Annotated in this window: 15 protein-coding genes; 9 read left to right on the top strand and 6 right to left on the bottom strand. The window is 57.7% G+C overall.

The window, feature by feature from the left end; genetic code table 11:
• Positions 1 to 6 precede the first annotated feature (6 nt).
• On the bottom strand, positions 7 to 2,475 hold the full coding sequence (locus tag AS89_RS0101885) for a bifunctional serine/threonine-protein kinase/formylglycine-generating enzyme family protein (RefSeq protein ID WP_010130573.1): 2,469 nt from the start codon (positions 2,473 to 2,475) through the stop codon (positions 7 to 9).
• Between the two features lie 16 nt (positions 2,476 to 2,491).
• Complete coding sequence (locus AS89_RS16630) at positions 2,492 to 3,487, bottom strand: PP2C family protein-serine/threonine phosphatase (RefSeq protein ID WP_010130572.1); 996 nt, start codon at positions 3,485 to 3,487, stop codon at positions 2,492 to 2,494.
• A 322-nt stretch (positions 3,488 to 3,809) separates the two neighbouring features.
• Between AS89_RS16630 and AS89_RS0101875 the strand changes: the two genes are divergently transcribed.
• Positions 3,810 to 4,712 (top strand): FHA domain-containing protein, encoded by a 903-nt coding sequence (locus AS89_RS0101875; protein WP_010130571.1) that lies wholly within the window; start codon positions 3,810 to 3,812, stop codon positions 4,710 to 4,712.
• A gap of 2 nt (positions 4,713 to 4,714) precedes the next feature.
• Complete coding sequence (locus tag AS89_RS0101870) at positions 4,715 to 4,969, top strand: glutaredoxin family protein (RefSeq protein ID WP_010130570.1); 255 nt, start codon at positions 4,715 to 4,717, stop codon at positions 4,967 to 4,969.
• A 166-nt stretch (positions 4,970 to 5,135) separates the two neighbouring features.
• On the opposite strand, the gene AS89_RS0101860 is transcribed toward AS89_RS0101870, so the two are convergent.
• Positions 5,136 to 7,142 carry a transglycosylase SLT domain-containing protein gene (locus tag AS89_RS0101860; RefSeq protein ID WP_010130569.1) on the bottom strand — a complete coding sequence of 669 codons (2,007 nt, stop codon included), beginning with the start codon at positions 7,140 to 7,142 and terminating at the stop codon, positions 5,136 to 5,138.
• 95 nt (positions 7,143 to 7,237) lie between these two features.
• Between AS89_RS0101860 and AS89_RS0101855 the strand changes: the two genes are divergently transcribed.
• Positions 7,238 to 9,130, top strand: coding sequence for an ATP-binding cassette domain-containing protein (locus tag AS89_RS0101855; RefSeq protein ID WP_010130568.1), 1,893 nt, complete (start codon positions 7,238 to 7,240; stop codon positions 9,128 to 9,130).
• 5 nt (positions 9,131 to 9,135) lie between these two features.
• Here the strand turns inward: AS89_RS0101855 and AS89_RS0101850 are convergent, their stop codons facing one another.
• Positions 9,136 to 9,579 (bottom strand): universal stress protein, encoded by a 444-nt coding sequence (locus AS89_RS0101850; protein ID WP_010130566.1) that lies wholly within the window; start codon positions 9,577 to 9,579, stop codon positions 9,136 to 9,138.
• 220 nt (positions 9,580 to 9,799) lie between these two features.
• Here AS89_RS0101850 and AS89_RS0101845 point away from each other — a divergent pair, with 220 nt between their 5' ends.
• From AS89_RS0101845 to AS89_RS0101830, 4 genes are all read left to right on the top strand, one after another.
• On the top strand, positions 9,800 to 10,324 hold the full coding sequence (locus tag AS89_RS0101845; RefSeq protein WP_010130564.1) for a hypothetical protein: 525 nt from the start codon (positions 9,800 to 9,802) through the stop codon (positions 10,322 to 10,324).
• A 259-nt stretch (positions 10,325 to 10,583) separates the two neighbouring features.
• Positions 10,584 to 13,355, top strand: coding sequence for a type I DNA topoisomerase (topA, locus tag AS89_RS0101840; protein ID WP_010130561.1), 2,772 nt, complete (start codon positions 10,584 to 10,586; stop codon positions 13,353 to 13,355).
• A gap of 58 nt (positions 13,356 to 13,413) precedes the next feature.
• Positions 13,414 to 13,962, top strand: a complete 549-nt coding sequence (locus tag AS89_RS0101835; RefSeq protein WP_010130560.1) for a DUF6586 family protein — start codon at positions 13,414 to 13,416, stop codon at positions 13,960 to 13,962.
• Positions 13,963 to 14,097: 135 nt separating this feature from the next.
• Complete coding sequence (locus AS89_RS0101830) at positions 14,098 to 14,352, top strand: hypothetical protein (protein WP_010130559.1); 255 nt, start codon at positions 14,098 to 14,100, stop codon at positions 14,350 to 14,352.
• Between the two features lie 135 nt (positions 14,353 to 14,487).
• Here AS89_RS0101830 and lexA read toward each other — a convergent pair whose 3' ends face one another.
• Positions 14,488 to 15,096: a transcriptional repressor LexA gene (gene lexA, locus AS89_RS0101825; RefSeq protein ID WP_010130558.1), complete on the bottom strand. Its 609-nt coding sequence runs from the start codon at positions 15,094 to 15,096 to the stop codon at positions 14,488 to 14,490.
• A gap of 141 nt (positions 15,097 to 15,237) precedes the next feature.
• The gene (locus tag AS89_RS18065) at positions 15,238 to 15,570 is read right to left on the bottom strand and encodes a DUF6763 family protein (protein WP_010130556.1); all 333 of its coding nucleotides are present in this window, start codon (positions 15,568 to 15,570) and stop codon (positions 15,238 to 15,240) included.
• A gap of 316 nt (positions 15,571 to 15,886) precedes the next feature.
• On the opposite strand from AS89_RS18065, the gene AS89_RS0101815 reads away from it, so the two are divergent.
• Positions 15,887 to 16,534 (top strand): TetR/AcrR family transcriptional regulator, encoded by a 648-nt coding sequence (locus AS89_RS0101815; RefSeq protein WP_010130555.1) that lies wholly within the window; start codon positions 15,887 to 15,889, stop codon positions 16,532 to 16,534.
• A 124-nt stretch (positions 16,535 to 16,658) separates the two neighbouring features.
• Positions 16,659 to 17,672 carry a beta-N-acetylhexosaminidase gene (nagZ, locus tag AS89_RS0101810; protein ID WP_010130554.1) on the top strand — a complete coding sequence of 338 codons (1,014 nt, stop codon included), beginning with the start codon at positions 16,659 to 16,661 and terminating at the stop codon, positions 17,670 to 17,672.
• Positions 17,673 to 17,707 lie beyond the last annotated feature (35 nt).

Raw genomic sequence — 17,707 nt, 5'->3', positions numbered from 1 at the left:
GGGCTGTTACAGCTCCATTACCAGGCGGAAGCCCACTTCTTTGGAATGGGCGCGCTCATTCAGCCCGGTGCGGTAGTCTGAGCTGATATTCCGCAGCGGCTCACGCATGGAGCCGCCACGGACCACACGCAGGTCACAGTTTTTCAGCTGTACAGGACGTGCATCGCTGCGGTGGTTGGTAAAATCGCCCAGGAAACAGTCCTGGACCCATTCACCAACGTTGCCCGCGGTGTCGTACACGCCAAACGGGTTCGCTTTATAGTTGCCCACCGGCGCGCTCTTGGCGGCAAACAGGGAATTGAATTCGCTGGCGCAGCCGCGGCGGCAGTTGGCCTTGCCCCGCGGGCTGCCATCGCCCCACCAGAAGGGGGTATCAGTGTTTGCCCGTGCGGCAAATTCCCATTCCGCCTCACTCGCCAAACGATATTTTTGCCCGCTCTGCTCACTGAGCCACTTGGCATAGCGCTGCGCCTCGACCCAGCTCACGTTAATCAGGGGGCGTGTACCGCGGCCCCATCCCTGATCACTGGGCAAGCTGCGGCCACTGGCTTTCGCATAGCGGTCGTAATCGTTAAACGTCACTTCGTGGGCGCCAATTGCATAGGGGCGACGGATCGTGATTTTGTGCTCGGGGCTGGTAAACGGGCGCGCGTTATTGCCCATGGTAAATGCGCCGGGCGAGATGACTACCATTTCCGGGCCGCGGCCACCGTCTTTTAGCGGCGACTGAAAACTCTTGCCGGCAAAGTATTTGCGCTCCAGCTGGACCGCAAGATTCACATCAGCGGAATTGACCTCCACCCATCGCCGCACGGTGCTGAAGCCGGGTTTGCTCACCTCAACGTCATAGCGACCAGGCTCCAGGCTAATTCCCGGCGTGTAGCGCGGCACGATGTTCATGATGCGAATGCGTGCATCGCCGGGTGTTGGCGAAACCTTGAGTGCGTAAGTGGGGGGCGGCGCAGGGGCTTCCGGTTCTTGTGGTAGCGCGTCTGCACTTGTGTCACTGGTTGCAGAGGTACTGGCTGCGGCGTCACCGGTCACTGGGGTACCGGCAGCCTCTTCTACATTCGCAGGATCCCCATTGTCTGCACGCGCGGACTCCTCGCGTGCTGCGATGGGTGTGACTTTTGCGACTGTTGCCGGGGCCGGTGTGTTGCGTAGCACCGGGCCCGTCTGGCGTGCACCGGGCTCCTGCAGTGGTGCGGGCAGCAGACTGCCGGAAAGGCCCGGTAGCTCCGCGGAGGCCTGTCCGGATTGCGCTGTGCCATTTTCCGGCAGCAGTATCTGTGAAGTGAGATCGACGGCCTCATTCACCAGGCCAGACTCGGTTTGCCATTGGAACTTGTTGCTAAACAGGCTGAACAGTACCCAGGCGAGCGTGAAGCTTACCGCGAGCAGGCCGAAAAACATTTTCGACCGGGGTTTGATCGGCGCTGCCTGCTCCACCACTTGCCGAATACGCATGATGGTTTGCTGCTCAGCGCGCGGATTTTGTTGATGCACCGGCTTGTCGCGAAAACGTGCCCAGGCGGCGACCACGCGATCGGAGAGGGTGCCGTACAGAGTGAGGACCAGTGCGCGCAACAAGCTGGAGACGCGCACCGAGGTGTTGTTCATCTTGGTTGTCGGCGCCGGGGACTTGCCATCCAGCGCCGCGAGTAACTGATCGATTGCGTCAACCACGTCGAGCCCGCGCTGGAAACGTTGCTCGGGGTCTTTGGCGAGGAAGCGGTCAATGAGTCCCTGGTACAAGGTGTGGCGCGCGGGGAGTCGAGGAATCGGGTCCGTCAGGTGTTTGATTGCAATGGCGACCGCTTCTTCGGCCTGAAATGGCACTGCGCTGGTGAGCATTTCATAGAACACCACACCGAGGCTGTACAGGTCGGCGCGCCCATCGACGGCCGCGCCCCGTGCCTGTTCCGGGCTCATATAGTGCGGGGTGCCGACAACCATGCCCGTGTTGGTCATGCGTGTGGTGCGTGCAACCGCGCGCGCTACGCCGAAGTCGGTGAGAATCGCTGAGCCGTCTTCCCGGAACAGGATGTTCTCGGGCTTCAGGTCGCGGTGCACATAGCCCTTGTTGCTGGCGTGGTCCAGTGCCATGGCAATCTGGCGGGTAATATGGAGCGCGTCGAGAGGCTCAATGGCGCCTTTGGTCAGCGCGTCCGCCACGGAGCCACCAGGCAGGTAGTCCATAGCGATGTAATTGAGGCTGCGGTAGCGGCCTATGTCATGGATGGCAACAATATTGGGGTGGGATAACTGGCCAACAATATTGGCTTCGCGCTGGAAGCGCTCGCTGAAAATCGGATCGGCGTTAAGAACGGGAGACATCACCTTGAGTGCAACCTGGCGTCCCATGCTGCGCTGGGTGGCCAGATATACGGTAGACATACCGCCCTGATTAATTTTTTTCAGGATCTGGTAGCCAGGGATCTCCAGCGAGGCGGCGCCGCTGCTGACAACTTCCATTCGAGCCCGTTCCTTGTTAAGTGTTCAGTAGTTGCCAGGTGACATAAATACCTGCCGACAAAATCAAGGCAAGTGTAGTGATGTTCAGTATTAGTTTGCCGCGAGTGGAAAAAATTTTGTGGGACCCAAGTAACGCGCGCGATGTGCGGGAGTTCCGCTTTTGTGACTTGGGGTTGCCGTTAGCGTCAAATTTTGCGGTTTGCTCACTTGTTTGGGCGTCGGGGGCACTGATGACTTGTACCGTGATGTTATCGCGTCCGCCTGCATCCAGTGCAGCGGCAATCAGCAAGTCGCTTGCGCGCTGGCTTTCTGCATTCTTTGCCAGCACTTCGCAGATCTCGGCAGGGCTTACATCATTGCTGAGGCCGTCGCTGCACAGCAGCAGCTTTTGTCCTTTGTCCCAGGAAAATGAGGCGCGGTCGATCTCCAGCGTCGGATTGGCTGACCCACCGATACATCGGGTAATCACATGGCGGTTCGGGTGGTTGGCGGCTTCTTCCTGATTAATCGCGCCCGAATCAACCAGCATCTGCACGTAGGAATGATCCACCGTGAGCTGCTTCAGGGTTCCGTGAGGGAAGGGTTGGTCGGCACCGTCGGGTACTTCGCTGGGCGGGGTCCACAGGTAGGCACGGCTGTCGCCGACCCAATAGATATGGAAGTAGGGCGCGTCTTCGGCCACTACTACCGCGGTGGTGCCCATTGCGGTATTGCTGTTTTCGTCACCGGCCAGCAAGGCGTGTGCCCGACGCAGGGCCTGCTCGTAATGTCGGTCGGTAGCGGAGGAGCGTTGAATTTCTTCGACGACGGTCTGGCTGGCGATTTCTCCCGCCTGATGACCACCCAATCCATCGGCGACCACCCATACGCCCCGGGACTCATCGCCCCAGAACGCATCCTCGTTCTGATCGCGGCGGTATCCGGTGTGGGTCGCACCAGCACTGCGCATACTGGCGCGCACGGCGGGTTGGCTCACACCGCTTGGGCGTTCTCGTACTTTGGCTTCACTCACTGGTATGCAACTACCTGTTACCTGTCGTTATTGTCGAAAGCGCCACTAGTGCCTTAAGCCCATATTCCCTGGTGGTTCCGCGGGCATTATGCAAGGCAGCTGTGGTTTCCATAGTAGAGCCTGATGACATTGTAAGCTGCAAACCGATTCACAGGCCAATCAATTTACGCGTGATAAACTTTCACTTCGGTGTATCGCATTGATGCCCAATAAAAACGCGAGAAAAGGCTTTGGCTGGCGCCCGTTGCCGGTTTCCACAGCCCTTACAGAATAAATTGATTAAAAATTGTACGCCTTTTGGCGGCTTCAAGGAAGCTCGATCATGTTGAAACTGTGTGACGTGAAAGATTCCAGTCAGAGTGTGTGGCTTGTAGCGCCCAAAGTGACGGTTGGCCGGGGAAACCAGTGCGACCTAACCCTGGCAGACTCGTCAGTGGCCAAATTGCATGCCGAGATCCTGGTGGACGGCGACGAGTTAGAGTTACACAACCTCTCGGGCGGTGCCCAGCTGCTGGTCAATGGCAAGGTGGTGGAAGGCAGCTGCCGCTTGCAGCCGAACGATCGCGTGCAGGTTGGCGATCGCCAGCTGGCGGTGGTAGACCCCAAAATCACCCGCCTGAAAGCAGCCGGCAGTGCCGCCAATGTGGCGTGGGCACTGCGTGCGAATCACCCGGCGATTGTCGGGCGCGTATTTCCGGTGCGTGAGACCACCATCGTCGGTCGCTCTGACGAGTGCGATCTGACATTCTCTATGTCGCACCTCTCTCGTCGCCACGCGCGACTCGAAGTGCGGGAAGGCCTGTTGTTTGCTGTGGACCTTGGCTCCGCAAATGGCACCTATCTTAACAACCAGCGTATCACCGAGACCCGCGTACGCCGAGGTGACGAGCTGCGCTTCGACAGCCTGAGCTTTAGTGTGGTGGGCCCGGCAGATGACCTGGACAAAACCACCGTGCGTCAGGCCGTCAGCGTGCCCGAAGCGGCGCGCCAGAGTGCGGCGCTCGACCAGGCCATGCGACGCAGCCAGCTAGGCATGCGTACGCAGGCGGAAGACGGTCGCGCGGCCACCAGCGAAGGCGGCTCCTTCGGTCCGTCAGAATCCCTGTCTGCGGGTTACCGTGGTGACTCGGCAGCGGCCAGTGGCAGTTGGGTGTGGCTGGGTGTCATTGTCGCCGGTGCGGCAGCGGCGGGTTTTTTCTGGGCGCGTAGTCAGGGGCTGGTGTAGGCGTGGCCGAACGCGATTTACTGCTGTACACCACGCTCGGCTGCACTCTGTGCGAGAAGGCCAAACAGGAGATTTGGCCGCTGTTGGAGAAATACCAGTTGCGGCTGGTCTCGGTGGATATTGCCGATGACGAAACGCTTACCCGGCTGTTTGGCTGGAGTATCCCAGTGGTTGGCCTTGGGTCGGTGGATGATGTGATTTGCTGGCCGTTTACGGTTGACGAACTGGATCAGTGGCTGGTGGCTCGGTTGGCTTAAGCCAACACGAGCTGCTTGGTGCTCTGCTTCGTCGTATTCGCTTTCTTTTTCTTGTTTTGCTTGTTCCCTAACTTATCACCTCTTTGCTTTTTCCTCTCTGTTTTTTCCTGCCTGCTTTTTGCCGTGCGCATTTTTCCGGTTAATCCCTATAACCGAGCGTATAAAGCTACAGCTTGGCCTCTGCCTCATTTTTGTTGAGCAGTGATTTCTTTTCGCCACTGCGGTATGCATAGATCACCGAATAGGAAAGTACGTTTTGTACGTATTTTCTTGTTTCGTTGTACGGGATGGTTTCTATCCATACATCGAAGGGCAGTTTCTTATCGGTATCTTTCAGCCAGCGCGAAACCCGGGTAGGGCCCGCGTTATAGGCTGCGGCAGCGAGGAATCGATTGTTGTCAAAACGGTTGAGCAACGAGTTCAGGTAGTAGGCACCGAGACTGATATTGGTATTGGGGTTCAGCAGGTCCCAGCTGCGTCGGTAGGGCACACCCGCCTTGCGTGCGGTGGCGCGCGCGGTAGATGGCAGCAGCTGCATCAGGCCCATAGCGCCGGCGTGGGACTTGGCGTCGTGGCTAAAGTGGCTTTCCTGGCGCGCCACTGCCAGCACCAGGTAATCGTTCAGCGCGGTTTTCTTGCCCATCCGGCTTGCTACATCGCTGACAATACCGGGAAATGCGAGGGGAAAGCGCAGCTCCAGGTCATCCAGATAGTCGGCGGCGAGGATGGACTGGATAGACTTGTGATACCAGCCCCAGGAGCCTGCAATCTTGCTCGCCGTCATCAACTCTTCGTCCGGCATATCGCGGGTTGCGTAATTCCATTCGCGGCGCGCGTGGTAGAACTCGCCAATGGCCTGAAGCTCTCGTGCGCGCTGCATCCCGGCGCGGGCGGCCACCTCGTCCACCAATTTGGGTGTGATGGGCGCCGGACGGTCAACGAAGCTATAGTCTGCGCCAATGGTGTCGGCAGCGAGGAATCCGTAATAGCTGCGTTCTGCGGCGGCTTGCTGGTACAGTTTTTTGGCCAGCGCCTTTCGCGCGGGGTCGTTTTGATTGGCGGCCTGGAGTTGCTCCTCAATGGCGCGGGCCTTCCAGTAAAGCCAGCGGTCGAGTTTCTGGTTGTCTGCGGGAAGCTGGTCAATCCAAAATTCGACTTGCGCCCAGTCCATCTCGCGCAAGGACTGACGTATCAGCCATTCGGAGGTACGCAAATCAAAGAATTCGGGATTGTTCTTGATGAGGGCTTCGAGGCCCGCCTGGTCATCCTGCCGGGCAAAGCGCAGGGCCAGGTAGCGCAGGTAGTCATCCCGTTCTTCGTCGTTAAACAGGTAGCTGGCGCTGTAGCGCTCCCACGCTTGATTCGCTTTGCCAGCATCTTTTGAGGCAAGGCGGCGCAGGCCGATGGTGACGATGTCCCGATACTCCGGCTCTTCACGCACAAATTTTTTGTAGTTAAGGATTTGCTCCGGCTTGCGATACACGCTGCGCATCAGTTCAGCGCGGGCTCGGCGCGATGAATCCAGCTGGCGTGCGATAAACGCCGCCAGGTCGAGGTTCCCCGACCTTACCGCGAGGGTATGGCGCTGCCAGGCACGCTCTTGGGTGAGCCCCCCGTCTTTTATCCAACGTGCGAAGGCTGGGTCACATTCCTTGGGCTGGGATGCGCCTACGGTCCATAGCTCTTCAATGAGTGCGTAGGCCTGTTGTTTGTCGCCGTGACGTGAGAGGGCGTCCACGTAGTAGCAGCGCAGCTGGGTGCGGCGTATCTGGTCCGGATCGTAATATTTGAGGTACGCCTTGAAGCGCTCGCGACCTCCGAGTTCGCGCAGCACGCGCACGCGCATCCAGTCGCCAACCGCGGTGTCTCGGTACTTTTCGAGGAAGGCGTCAATATCATCGTACGGCAGTTTCGAGAGGCGCTTGCTCAGTTCCCAGTATTCGATATATGGCAGTAGGGGATAATCTTTCAGTTCTTTCTTGAGTTTGCGCAGTTGGCGCTTGTTGTTGCTGGCTATGGCTTGCCGAGCCTGCTGCAGCTTCTCCCTCTGGGCCACTGCCGCTTCTGCATCCGCGGTGTCAGCAGCGCGCGCGGGCGTAATGGTGACCGCAGGAAGTGCAGCGAGAACCAGACTAACGAGAAGAATGGCGAATCCTTTATGGCCAATCGTCATGCTGTAAAACCCGATTGAGAAATCGCTTGTTCGAAGGGGCGCAGATTTAAGCGTAAAATGTCTGCTTTCACTCACACATATTGTAGTTGTTATTTATGTTGCTTCAGTTGGATGGCGTGGGATTGCGCTATGGCGTTCAGGTCCTGGCCGATGGTGTCACTGCAAAAATTGACCGTGGAGACCGTATTTGCCTGGTTGGCCGTAACGGTGAGGGCAAGTCCAGCTTGCTCAGCCTGATTGCCGGCAAGGGTGACCCGGATGAAGGCGAGATCGTGCGCCAGACTGGGCTGGTGCTCGCAACCCTCGAACAGGCGCTGCCGGAAGATTGCAGCCAGTCGGTATACCGCTATGTAGCCGAGGGCCTGGGTGAGGTGGGAGCCTGGCTCGCCGAGTACCGTGACAACCAGAATCCTGACCTGCAGGCGAAGATTGAAAACGCCCACGGCTGGGAGTTACTGGCGAAGATTGACAGTGTGCTCGACCGCCTGGATCTGGACGAGAGCGCCCAAGTGCAGGACCTTTCCGGCGGCTGGCAACGCCGCGCGGCGCTGGCGCGGGCCCTGGTGACGGAACCAGATTTGCTGATCCTCGATGAGCCGACCAACCACCTGGATATCGCGGCAGTGGAGTGGTTGGAAGATTTCCTGGCCAGTTATCGCGGTGCCTTGCTGTTTGTGAGCCACGACCGTGCCCTGGCGCAGCGTCTTGCCACCAGTGTATGGGATTTGGATCGCGGTATTCTGCGTGTCTTCAACTGCCAGTTTGATCGCTATCAGCAGGAGAAAGAGAAGCAGCTCGAGGAAGAGGCCCGCAGTGATGCGCTCTTCGACAAGAAGCTGGCACAGGAAGAGACCTGGATTCGTCAGGGTATCAAGGCCCGGCGTACCCGCAATGAGGGCCGGGTACGGGCGTTGAAGGCGTTGCGCAATGAGCGCAAGGCGCGGCGTGATCGTCAGGGCGTCGCCAAAATGTCACTGGATTCCGGTGAGCGCTCCGGCAAGCTGGTGGCGGAACTGAAAGACGTCACCTTCGGGTTTGAGGTGGAGCAGGGTTCCACCGCACCACTGGTGCGCGACCTTAATTTCACCCTGATGCGTGGCGACAAGGTTGGCCTGATCGGGCCGAATGGCGTCGGCAAAAGTACCCTGATCAAATTGCTGCTGGGTGAGCTGCAACCGCAGTCCGGCTCGATTCGTTTGGGTACCAAGCAGCAGGTTGCCTACTTTGACCAGCGGCGCGATGTACTGGACCCCGAACTTTCTGTGGTCGACAACATTGCCGAGGGCCGCGAAAACATTCAGGTGGGTGGTAGCACCAAGCACGTAATGGGCTATCTCAGCGACTTCTTGTTTACCGGTGTCAAGGCGCGCACCAAAGTCGGCGCACTCAGTGGTGGCGAGCGCAACCGCGCGCTGCTGGCCAAGCTGTTCAGCCAGCCGGCTAATATTCTTGTGCTCGACGAGCCGACCAATGACCTCGATGTGGAGACGCTAGAGCTGCTCGAACAGCTGCTGATGGATTTTCCCGGCACGGTACTCCTGGTAAGCCACGATCGCGCCTTCCTCGACAATGTAGTGGAGAGCTGCCTCGCCTTCGAGGGTGAAGGCAGGGTGCGGGAATACGTGGGTGGTTATGAGGATTTTGTCCGGCAGGGCGGGAAGTTTCTCAGTGCTGAAGAACAGCTGAAGGCACGTAAGCAAGCAAAGCCTATCGCGGCAGACGGCGCAGAAGGGAGCAGCGCGGCGGCTCAGAAACCGGCCGCCAAGCCGAAAAAACTCAGTTACAAGCTGCAGCGAGAACTGGATGCACTACCGGGGCAAATTGAGAGCCTGGAAAACGATATTGCCGCACTGGAGGCCGAAGTGGCTGCGCCAGATTTTTACCAGCAGGACAACGCCAAGGTGCAGGAGCGCCTGCAGGTCCTGGGTGATTTGCAGCAGTCCCTGGAGCAGGCATTTGAGCGCTGGGCAGAGCTGGATAGTCTGTAACCCGCCTATTCCTCGGGAGTGTGGACGCGGACGGCCAGGACATCACAGCCTGCGCCGTGCAGCACCCCATTTGCCGTCGAGCCCAAAAGCAACGCCAGACCGTGGCGCCCGTGGCTGCCGATTACGATCAAATCGCAGCCGCTTTCTTCGGCGAGCCGGTGAATTTCGGTGGCCGGCTGCCCCAGCATCACGTGTTGTCGATCTTCTGAAATACCGAGTGCCTGCGCCGATTTGCGCAACTGCTCTTTGGCCTGGTTTTGTAGCTGCTCTTGCACCTCTGACAGGTCCATGGGGATATCGCCACCGTAGGCGAAGGTCAAAGGCTCAATAATGTGCGCGAGGGTCAGCTGCGCCTCGGTGCAGGCAGCAATTTGTTGCGCGCGCGCTAACACTTGAGAAGATTCGTCAGAAAGGTCCAGTCCCACCAGGATGTTGTTATAGCCCGTCATTACTCCCCCTTGATCTGCACAATTGTTTGGCTAGGTGGCCGGCAACCGGGCCAGAACTATCCCTCCGCCGACGGCTCCATTCAGTCTACTTTAAAAAATCATACTTGACACAACCGCCCTGTTACGGACGAGAATGCGCGCCCTGAAGCGACATCGCAACCCGAAATCGTGGTGAGAGGGCGCGTCAAATTACTGTGTATTGTTGAGAAAGGAAGCCGTCATGGCCAGTTGGGTTCCCATTTTCGCGATTATTTTCGCGATTGTTCTGGTGATTGGTCCCGTAATGTGGCTCAAGCCGAGCGCGCGCGATCGCAAGTTGGCAGAGCTGCGTCATAAGGCCGCCACTGCCGGACTCAAGGTGCAGATGCAGCCGTTACCGGATGCCCTGGGTAAAGGCACCGCGGCGACTTATTTTTCCCAGTGGCGAAATCCGCGCCGTCTGGCGACGGGTTGGGGCCTGGAGCTGAAGCGCGTTGAGCATGAAATGCATTTTGCCGGCCGTTGGGACTGGCGCAACGGGCGCACCGCGCCGGAGGCTGCGCGCCCGGCGCTCAAAGCGCTTATCGCTGGGCTGCCGGCGGATGCCACTGGAATTTTTGCCAACGACAGTGGGTTGGGTATTCAGTGGCGCGAGCGTAGTGGTGATGCGGGTTTGGCGGCGGTGACTGAGGGGTTGGCCGAGCAGCGCCCTTTAATAGAAGAAGCAATACGTCAGGTTGCCCGCACCGAGCCAGGATTGGGCTAAAAACAGCCGGTTGCGAGCCGCTCTGATTAGCTTGAGCGGCTGGCCGTATTGGAGATCTGGTCTACTGTTTTATCCGGTTGAACCCTGGGGCGAATCGCGGGTCGGAGGAGCTGTCCCGACGGTCGAATCGTTCACCAATTTGCTTAACTCGCTTGACCGGAGGTGGGTCGGAGCATATATATTCGCGCAACGCACTGTGCAAACAGCAGTGAGCACGGATTGCGCAAGCAGTAAATTTTCTTATTGAAATCAAAGGCTTATGGGTAAATCACTGGTCATCGTCGAGTCGCCGGCGAAGGCAAAAACGATCAACAAGTATCTCGGAAAGGACTTCGTGGTGAAGTCCAGTATTGGTCATATCCGGGATCTTCCTACCGGTGCTTCCGCCAAGCAGGCTGTCGACCCCAAAGAACGGGCGCGCCGTGCTGCGGAAACTCGCAAGTTGTCGCCAGAAGCCAAAGAGGTGTACAAGCGCAAGAAAACCCGTGAACAGCTGATCAAGCGCATGGGTATTAACCCGGATCACAACTGGGAGGCGCACTATGAAATCCTCCCGGGCAAAGAAAAAGTTGTTGATGAATTGCGCAAGCTGGCGGCAAATGCTGACCACGTATATCTCGCAACGGATTTGGACCGCGAGGGAGAAGCCATAGCCTGGCACTTGCGCGAAGCCATTGGTGGCGATGAGCGGCGCTATCGCCGCGTGGTGTTCAACGAAATTACCAAGTCCGCCATTCAGGAAGCGTTTGAAGATCCCGGCCCCCTGGATATCGATCGGGTAAACGCGCAGCAGGCGCGTCGCTTCCTCGATCGCATCGTGGGCTACATGGTTTCACCGTTGCTGTGGGAAAAAGTGGCGCGCGGTCTCTCTGCCGGCCGCGTGCAGTCCGTGGCAGTGAAGCTGGTCGTTGAACGCGAGCGGGAGATCCGCGCGTTTATTCCGGAAGAATACTGGACTCTGTTCGCCGATACCCAGACGGCGAAGTCTGACGCCCTGCGCCTTGAAGTGAAGAAGCAGGCCGGTGAGGCATTCCGTCCCACCAATGAAGAGCAGGCCATGGCCGCGCTGAAAGCGTTGCAGGCTAGCGATTTCACGGTGAGTGCCCGGGATGACAAGCCCACCAGTTCCAAACCGAGCGCACCTTATATCACGTCAACCCTGCAGCAGGCGGCGAGTAACCGTTTGGGGTTCAGCGTTAAGAAAACCATGATGATGGCCCAACGTCTCTATGAGGCGGGTTACATCACTTATATGCGAACCGACTCCACCAATTTGAGTAAGGAAGCGGTCGCCTCTGCGCGTGAATTTATCGGTGAAAACTACGGCGAAAAATATTTGCCGGAAACCCCGAATAGCTACAGCAGCAAGGAAGGTGCACAGGAAGCGCACGAAGCGATCCGTCCATCGGATGTGCGGGTAAAGCCCAACAGCCTTTCCGGTATGGAGCGCGATGCTGAGCGTCTGTATACCCTGATCTGGCAGCAGTTTGTTGCCTGTCAGATGACCCCAGCCAAGTTTACCTCTACCTCGGTGGTGGTTACCGCTGGCGACTTTGAACTGCGCACCCGCGGTCGTGTGATCCGTTTCGACGGCTTCCTGAAGGTCGTGCCGGCACAGAGCAAAAAAGACGAAGATCTGGTGTTGCCGGATATCAAGGTTGGCGAAAAACTGAACCTGCAAAAGCTCGACCCGAAACAGCATTTCACCAAACCGCCGGCGCGCTTCAGCGAAGCGGCACTGGTAAAAGAACTGGAAAAACGTGGCATCGGCCGTCCGTCTACCTACGCATCGATTATTTCCACCATTCAGGATCGCGGCTACGTGCGCCTGGAAAACCGCCGTTTTTACGCGGAAAAAATGGGCGATATCGTTACCGACCGTCTGAGCGAGAGCTTTACCGACCTGATGGATTACGGCTTTACCGCCAGCCTCGAAGAATCCCTCGACACCGTTGCGGAAGGCAAAAAGGGGTGGAAGGACCTGCTAAACGAGTTCTATTCGGACTTCAGCAAACGTCTGGAAACCGCGCAGGATAAAGAAGCCGGCATGCGTCGGAATAACCCGACGGACACGGATATCGAGTGCAGCAAGTGCGGCCGTCACATGCAGATTCGTACCGGCTCCACCGGCGTTTTTCTGGGCTGCTCGGGCTACGCCCTGCCGCCGAAGGAGCGCTGCACGAATACCATGAACCTGGTATCGGGTGAGGAAGCGGTTGATGCGGAGAAGGATGAGGACGCGGAAACGCGTCAACTGCGCGATAAGCGCCGCTGCCCCAAGTGCGGCACTGCCATGGATAGCTACCTGGTGGATGAACACCGCAAGCTGCACATCTGTGGTAACAACCCGGACTGTACCGGTTTTGAAGTAGAGCAGGGCACTTTCAAGATCAAAGGCTACGATGGCCCGGTCATTGAATGTGACAAGTGTGGTTCGGATATGCAGTTGAAGTCCGGCCGTTTCGGCAAGTACTTCGGTTGTACCAGCGAGGACTGCAAAAACACCCGCAAGCTCCTCAAGAATGGCCAGCCGGCACCCCCGAAAATGGACCCGGTGCCAATGCCGGAGCTTGCCTGCGAAAAAGTCGAAGACACCTATATTCTGCGCGATGGCGCGTCCGGTCTGTTTTTGGCTGCCAGCCAGTTCCCGAAAAACCGTGAGACCCGTGCACCGCGGATCAAGGAATTGCTGCCGCACAAGGATGAGATCGATCCAAAGTACAGCTTCCTGTTCTCTGCACCGGCAGAAGACAACGAAGGCCGCGATACCGTGGTGCGCTTCAGCCGCAAGACCCAGGAACAGTACGTACAGACGGAAGAGGACGGCAAGGCGACTGGTTGGAAGGCGTTCTATCGCGACGGCAAGTGGCAGGTAGAAGAGCCGGCTAAAAAAGCACCCGCGAAGAAAAAGGCTGCTGCGAAGAAAGCGCCTGCCAAAAAGGCCGCTGCCAAAAAGACGGCGGCCAAGAAAGCTCCCGCTAAGAAAGCAGCAACCAAAAAAGCCGCAGCGAAGAAAGCTCCTGCGAAGTAACGGGTCAGCCTGTAGAGGCTCCAAGAGAAACGCCCACTAAAGTAAGGGAACGGAAGTTGTGAGCAATCCCTACACCGGTACGGTGGCATCCGCATTGCGCAAGGCCCAGCTGCTGCTGGGCGACCATCAGCAGGCTGCCAGCGGGCAGCCATTGCTGGGCACCGCGCTTCGGGAGGCGGCTTTGACGCAGCTGTGGCGTGCTTACCGTGCGTTTCTCGCGGAGCAGGGGCATCAGTTACAGCTGGGGTTTGCCGTCGGCGCCGAGCCGGAAAGCGCGCAGGCGCTGGCTGCGCTGGTGTCCCGGCGTGGCAAGTTCAGTGGCGATGTCACGGAGCTGGTGAACTTGTCGGAGGATCCACAGAGTTGGCTGAGCGGACTTTGCGGCGCTTGGGCCGGGCTGTGGCAACTGTCGATTTCTGCCCCACCAGGGCCGGCAGGCGCGCTGAACGCCGCCTCTGGCGTGGAATCCATGATTCCGGTGCGCCAGTTGGACAACCCCTCCGCAAACCCGCAGGACGTTAGTCTGACGGCTGATAACCTTCGCCGCTGGCACCAGGCATTGGTGGAGCTGATCCAGCGCCAGCGGGCGCAGAGCCAAGAGTGGTAGATCGCGGTAGATCCGTGTCAGCGAGCGCCTGTTGCCCATAAATCCAGCGAAAAATCTATTAGTCGAAGCACGCTGATTAGTGGGCCGCCGCTGTGGTACACTGGTTGCCAAATCACGTGGTTACCGGAGAAGTGGATGTCTACAGAGACTTACGAAATCATTGAGCTGTCCAATGGTGATGTAGCGCTGCGACGCGCTGGTCACAAGGGCGAGCCTCTGGTACGTATTCGTTTCTCCGATGAGAGCATGCACTTTTTGCGCGATCACAAGGTAGAGGTCGCGCGTGCCATGCTGGAGGCGGGGATCGAAGCGGTTCAGGATATCGGTGATATGGAGCCAGAGCCTTTCGAGGAAGAGGTGGTCGATATCACCGAGCACACGATTCACTGAAGGCCTGAAGAGCGGGCTTGAAACGAAGGTTTGACAGGACCTTCAGGCATAAAAAAACAGGGCTTTTGCCCTGTTTTTTTTATGCCTGAAATCTCACACCTGAAATTGTTCGGCTAGCGACTGCGTGGAATGTCTTCAGATCGGATTCTGTCGAATCACCCCGACCGCCAATCCTTCGATAGCAAAGCTCCGGTCACGCATGTCCACCTCAATCACATTGAAGTCCTCATTCTCTGGCAGCAGCTGCACTGTGGCCTGATTACCACGCCGCTTGAAGCGCTTCACCGTTACTTCATCTTCGATGCGCGCCACAACGATCTGTCCATTGCGGATGTTATCGGTGCGCTGTACGGCCAATAAGTCGCCATCCAGAATGCCGGCATCTTTCATGCTCATACCGTGTACACGCAGCAGGTAGTCCGCTGGTGGATGGAAAAATTCCGCGGGAATCTCACAGTATTCTTCGATGTTCTCTTCCGCAAGAACCGGGTTGCCGGCGGCAACGCGGCCCACAATGGGCAGGCCAGTGTGGTGGTCGGGGATGCGGATGCCGCGTGACGCACCGGCAACCATTTCGATAGCGCCTTTACGGGCCAGTGCCTTTAGGTGTTCTTCCGCTGCGTTGGGTGAGCGAAATCCCAGTTCCTGGGCAATTTCGGCTCGTGTGGGCGGGTAGCCCGTGTCGTCCAGATAGCTCTTGATCAGTTCCAGAACCTGAGCCTGGCGTGCGGTGAGATTTGTCATGGGCGCCTTCCTTTGATCTGTATTTTTATACAGTTGCTGTGATTATATACAGATTTATGGCGCGCGCAATAACTCGCCAGTCAAGTAAGCGTTGCAGCGCAAACTTGCCGGCGATAGCAGGTGGCTGACGAAAATCAGAAGTTAAAAGCCTTCGTCGGTGCCCGGAAAAGAGTCTCCCTCTAGCCGGTCGATGGCGCTTTGCGCGGGTGAGAAGATGGGGCTTTTGAAGCCTGCATCTTCTTCGTCGCCCATTTCATCCGCAAAGGTACCGTAACTGGCATTTGCATCTTCCGGCGCCGCAGCACCGATGACGGGTAGGGAAGGCCAGCTTTGAAATTCGATTTCATCGATGCTGCCGTCGAGATACTGGATCTCGATGGTGCGTGACGGGTGATCGACAGCGACGACCTCAAAAAGGTCGCCCGTGCCGAAGTTTTCAAACCAGCTGCCAATCTCAGGGGCGATTCTCGCCATGACTTGGCCCTCCTTTATCGGGGCCGGCTCGGGTTTTTATCGCGGGCCTGCCCACTCTTGGCGCTAGCTCTCTCGCAATGGTTGCCGGACTATGGCAGATGCCGGGCTACGGCAGATGCGACGAGTTGCGCGAATTTTTCAAATGTTCATGGCCAATCTAATGTCGTGGGCGTGCGCTCGGTAACCACAACGCGCAGCAAATGGAGTTGGCATTAGATCGTTTGCGTATGCGCGTATTCCATCATTGCCGGTATGTGCTAGTCTGGCGGTTAAAACAAACGTTTAAATTGTCGGTTTGAATTGTTGTGAGATGGCTATGAGTCAGTTGGATACCGTTCAGCGGATCTTGGATGCTGCGGAAGTGCTGTTTGCCGAGCGCGGGTTTACCGAAACCTCTTTGCGTACCATTACCAGCACCGCAGGGGTGAATCTGGCAGCGGTGAATTACCATTTCGGTTCGAAAAAAGAACTGATTCAGGCGGTATTCGAGCGCTTTCTTACACCTTTTACGACCTCTCTCGATGCAGAGCTCGCCCGTCTGGCCACCGAGGAAGAGGGCTCACTGCAGCTGGACGACCTGTTGCAGAGCCTGTATCGGGTTGCCCTTGCCGGCTTGGCGAGTCAGGGGCGGGACCCGAGACGCTTTATGCGCTTGCTGGGGTTGGCGTACACCCAGTCTCAGGGCCACTTGCGGCGCTTTATCGTGTCCCGCTATGGCGATTCTTACCGACGTTTTGCCGGCTCGCTAGCCACCGCCTTGCCTCACGTGGATCCAGTGACCTTTTACTGGCGTCTTTATTTCATGCTGGGTGCCACCGTGTTTTCTCTTTCGAGCTTTGATGCGATTGAAGCTATCCTGAGGGAGGATTTCGGCGCAGAAAGCAGCCTGGAAGAGACACTTGCCCGGCTGGCGCCCGCCGCGGTGGCTATGCTGACCGCGCCTGTGCCGGCCGAAGGCGGCTAATTAGCCGGTAATCGGCGATCTATTCTTGCTATCTGTTGGTCGCTATCGGTCGCTCGCTGATTGTTGTTTTTGGCTGTCCGATCGTTTGCTGCGTGATTAAAAATTAATGGTGGAGTGCATACCGATGTCTGCTCAGATTGGCCCGGTAATGATTGATGTGGACGGCTTGACCCTTACTGAGGAGGATCGCGAGCTGTTACGGCACCCATATGTGGGCGGTTTGATTTTCTTTGCGCGCAATTATGAAAGCCGTCCGCAACTGGAACGCCTTGTTGCAGAGATTCGTGCCGTGCGTCCCGAGATCCTGTTGGCCGTCGATCAGGAAGGGGGCAGGGTACAGCGATTCCGCGATTCTTTTACCCGTATTCCCTCAATGCAGGCGCTCAGTGCGCAGGCGAACACGCAGCAACTGCAGGATGTTGGCTGGCTGCTGGCGGCCGAGCTACTCGCGGTAGGTGTGGATTTTAGCTTTGCCCCGGTGCTGGATGCGGACGACGATTTCTGCCGAATTGTGGGGGATCGCAGTTTCGCGCAGGACCCACTGGCGCTATGCCATAAGGCGCGCCCCTTTATTGCCGGTATGCATGAAGCCGGTATGGCAACCACCGGCAAGCATTTCCCCGGCCATGGCCAGGTTGTGGAAGACAGCCATGAGGAGTTACCGGTGGACGAGCGCGATCTCGAGACAGTTCTCGCCACCGATGGAGTTCCGTTTGCGGAGTGTATTGCGGCTGGAGAATTGGAGGCCGTGATGCCCGCACATATTCGTTTTGCCAAGGTCGATGACAAGTCCGTTGGCTTTTCGCGCTACTGGCTACAGGAGATCCTGCGCAAGCGACTCAAATTTGACGGGGTTATCTTCAGTGATGACCTGACCATGGAAGGCGCTGGAGCCGCTGGTGGTTACCGGGAGCGCATTCATGCGGCGCTCTCTGCGGGATGCGATATGGGCATCGTGTGTAACAATCGTCAGGGGGCAATCGAAGTGCTGGATGCGCTGCAGGGCTATTCGGCGGACCCTGCGTCGAGTGAACGCCTCTCTCGCATGCGCGGCCAGCCGCGGATCAGCAACTGGGATGCACTGGAAAAGAGCGACCGTTGGCAAAAAACACGCGAGTGGCTGGCATCCTGGATATAAATACGGACAATAATCCCTTCATCATTTGTCTGCAG

The sequence above is a fragment of the Microbulbifer agarilyticus S89 genome, from assembly GCF_000220505.1.
GTDB classification, from domain to species: Bacteria; Pseudomonadota; Gammaproteobacteria; order Pseudomonadales; family Cellvibrionaceae; genus Microbulbifer; species Microbulbifer agarilyticus_B.
The sequence above is the reverse complement of the archived record's forward strand: the minus strand, read 5'-3'. Positions and strand labels throughout refer to the sequence as shown.

What these genes read in the sequence shown, in the direction of transcription:
- AS89_RS0101885 (WP_010130573.1), bottom strand. Translation starts at nt 2,475, where the DNA reads ATGGAAGTTGTCAGCAGCGGCGCCGCCTCGCTGGAGATCCCTGGCTAC.
- AS89_RS0101875 (WP_010130571.1), top strand. Translation starts at nt 3,810, where the DNA reads ATGTTGAAACTGTGTGACGTGAAAGATTCCAGTCAGAGTGTGTGGCTT.
- AS89_RS0101860 (WP_010130569.1), bottom strand. Translation starts at nt 7,142, where the DNA reads ATGACGATTGGCCATAAAGGATTCGCCATTCTTCTCGTTAGTCTGGTT.
- AS89_RS0101855 (WP_010130568.1), top strand. Translation starts at nt 7,238, where the DNA reads ATGTTGCTTCAGTTGGATGGCGTGGGATTGCGCTATGGCGTTCAGGTC.
- AS89_RS0101850 (WP_010130566.1), bottom strand. Translation starts at nt 9,579, where the DNA reads ATGACGGGCTATAACAACATCCTGGTGGGACTGGACCTTTCTGACGAA.
- AS89_RS0101845 (WP_010130564.1), top strand. Translation starts at nt 9,800, where the DNA reads ATGGCCAGTTGGGTTCCCATTTTCGCGATTATTTTCGCGATTGTTCTG.
- topA (WP_010130561.1), top strand. Translation starts at nt 10,584, where the DNA reads ATGGGTAAATCACTGGTCATCGTCGAGTCGCCGGCGAAGGCAAAAACG.
- AS89_RS0101830 (WP_010130559.1), top strand. Translation starts at nt 14,098, where the DNA reads ATGTCTACAGAGACTTACGAAATCATTGAGCTGTCCAATGGTGATGTA.
- lexA (WP_010130558.1), bottom strand. Translation starts at nt 15,096, where the DNA reads ATGACAAATCTCACCGCACGCCAGGCTCAGGTTCTGGAACTGATCAAG.
- AS89_RS18065 (WP_010130556.1), bottom strand. Translation starts at nt 15,570, where the DNA reads ATGGCGAGAATCGCCCCTGAGATTGGCAGCTGGTTTGAAAACTTCGGC.
- AS89_RS0101815 (WP_010130555.1), top strand. Translation starts at nt 15,887, where the DNA reads ATGAGTCAGTTGGATACCGTTCAGCGGATCTTGGATGCTGCGGAAGTG.
- nagZ (WP_010130554.1), top strand. Translation starts at nt 16,659, where the DNA reads ATGTCTGCTCAGATTGGCCCGGTAATGATTGATGTGGACGGCTTGACC.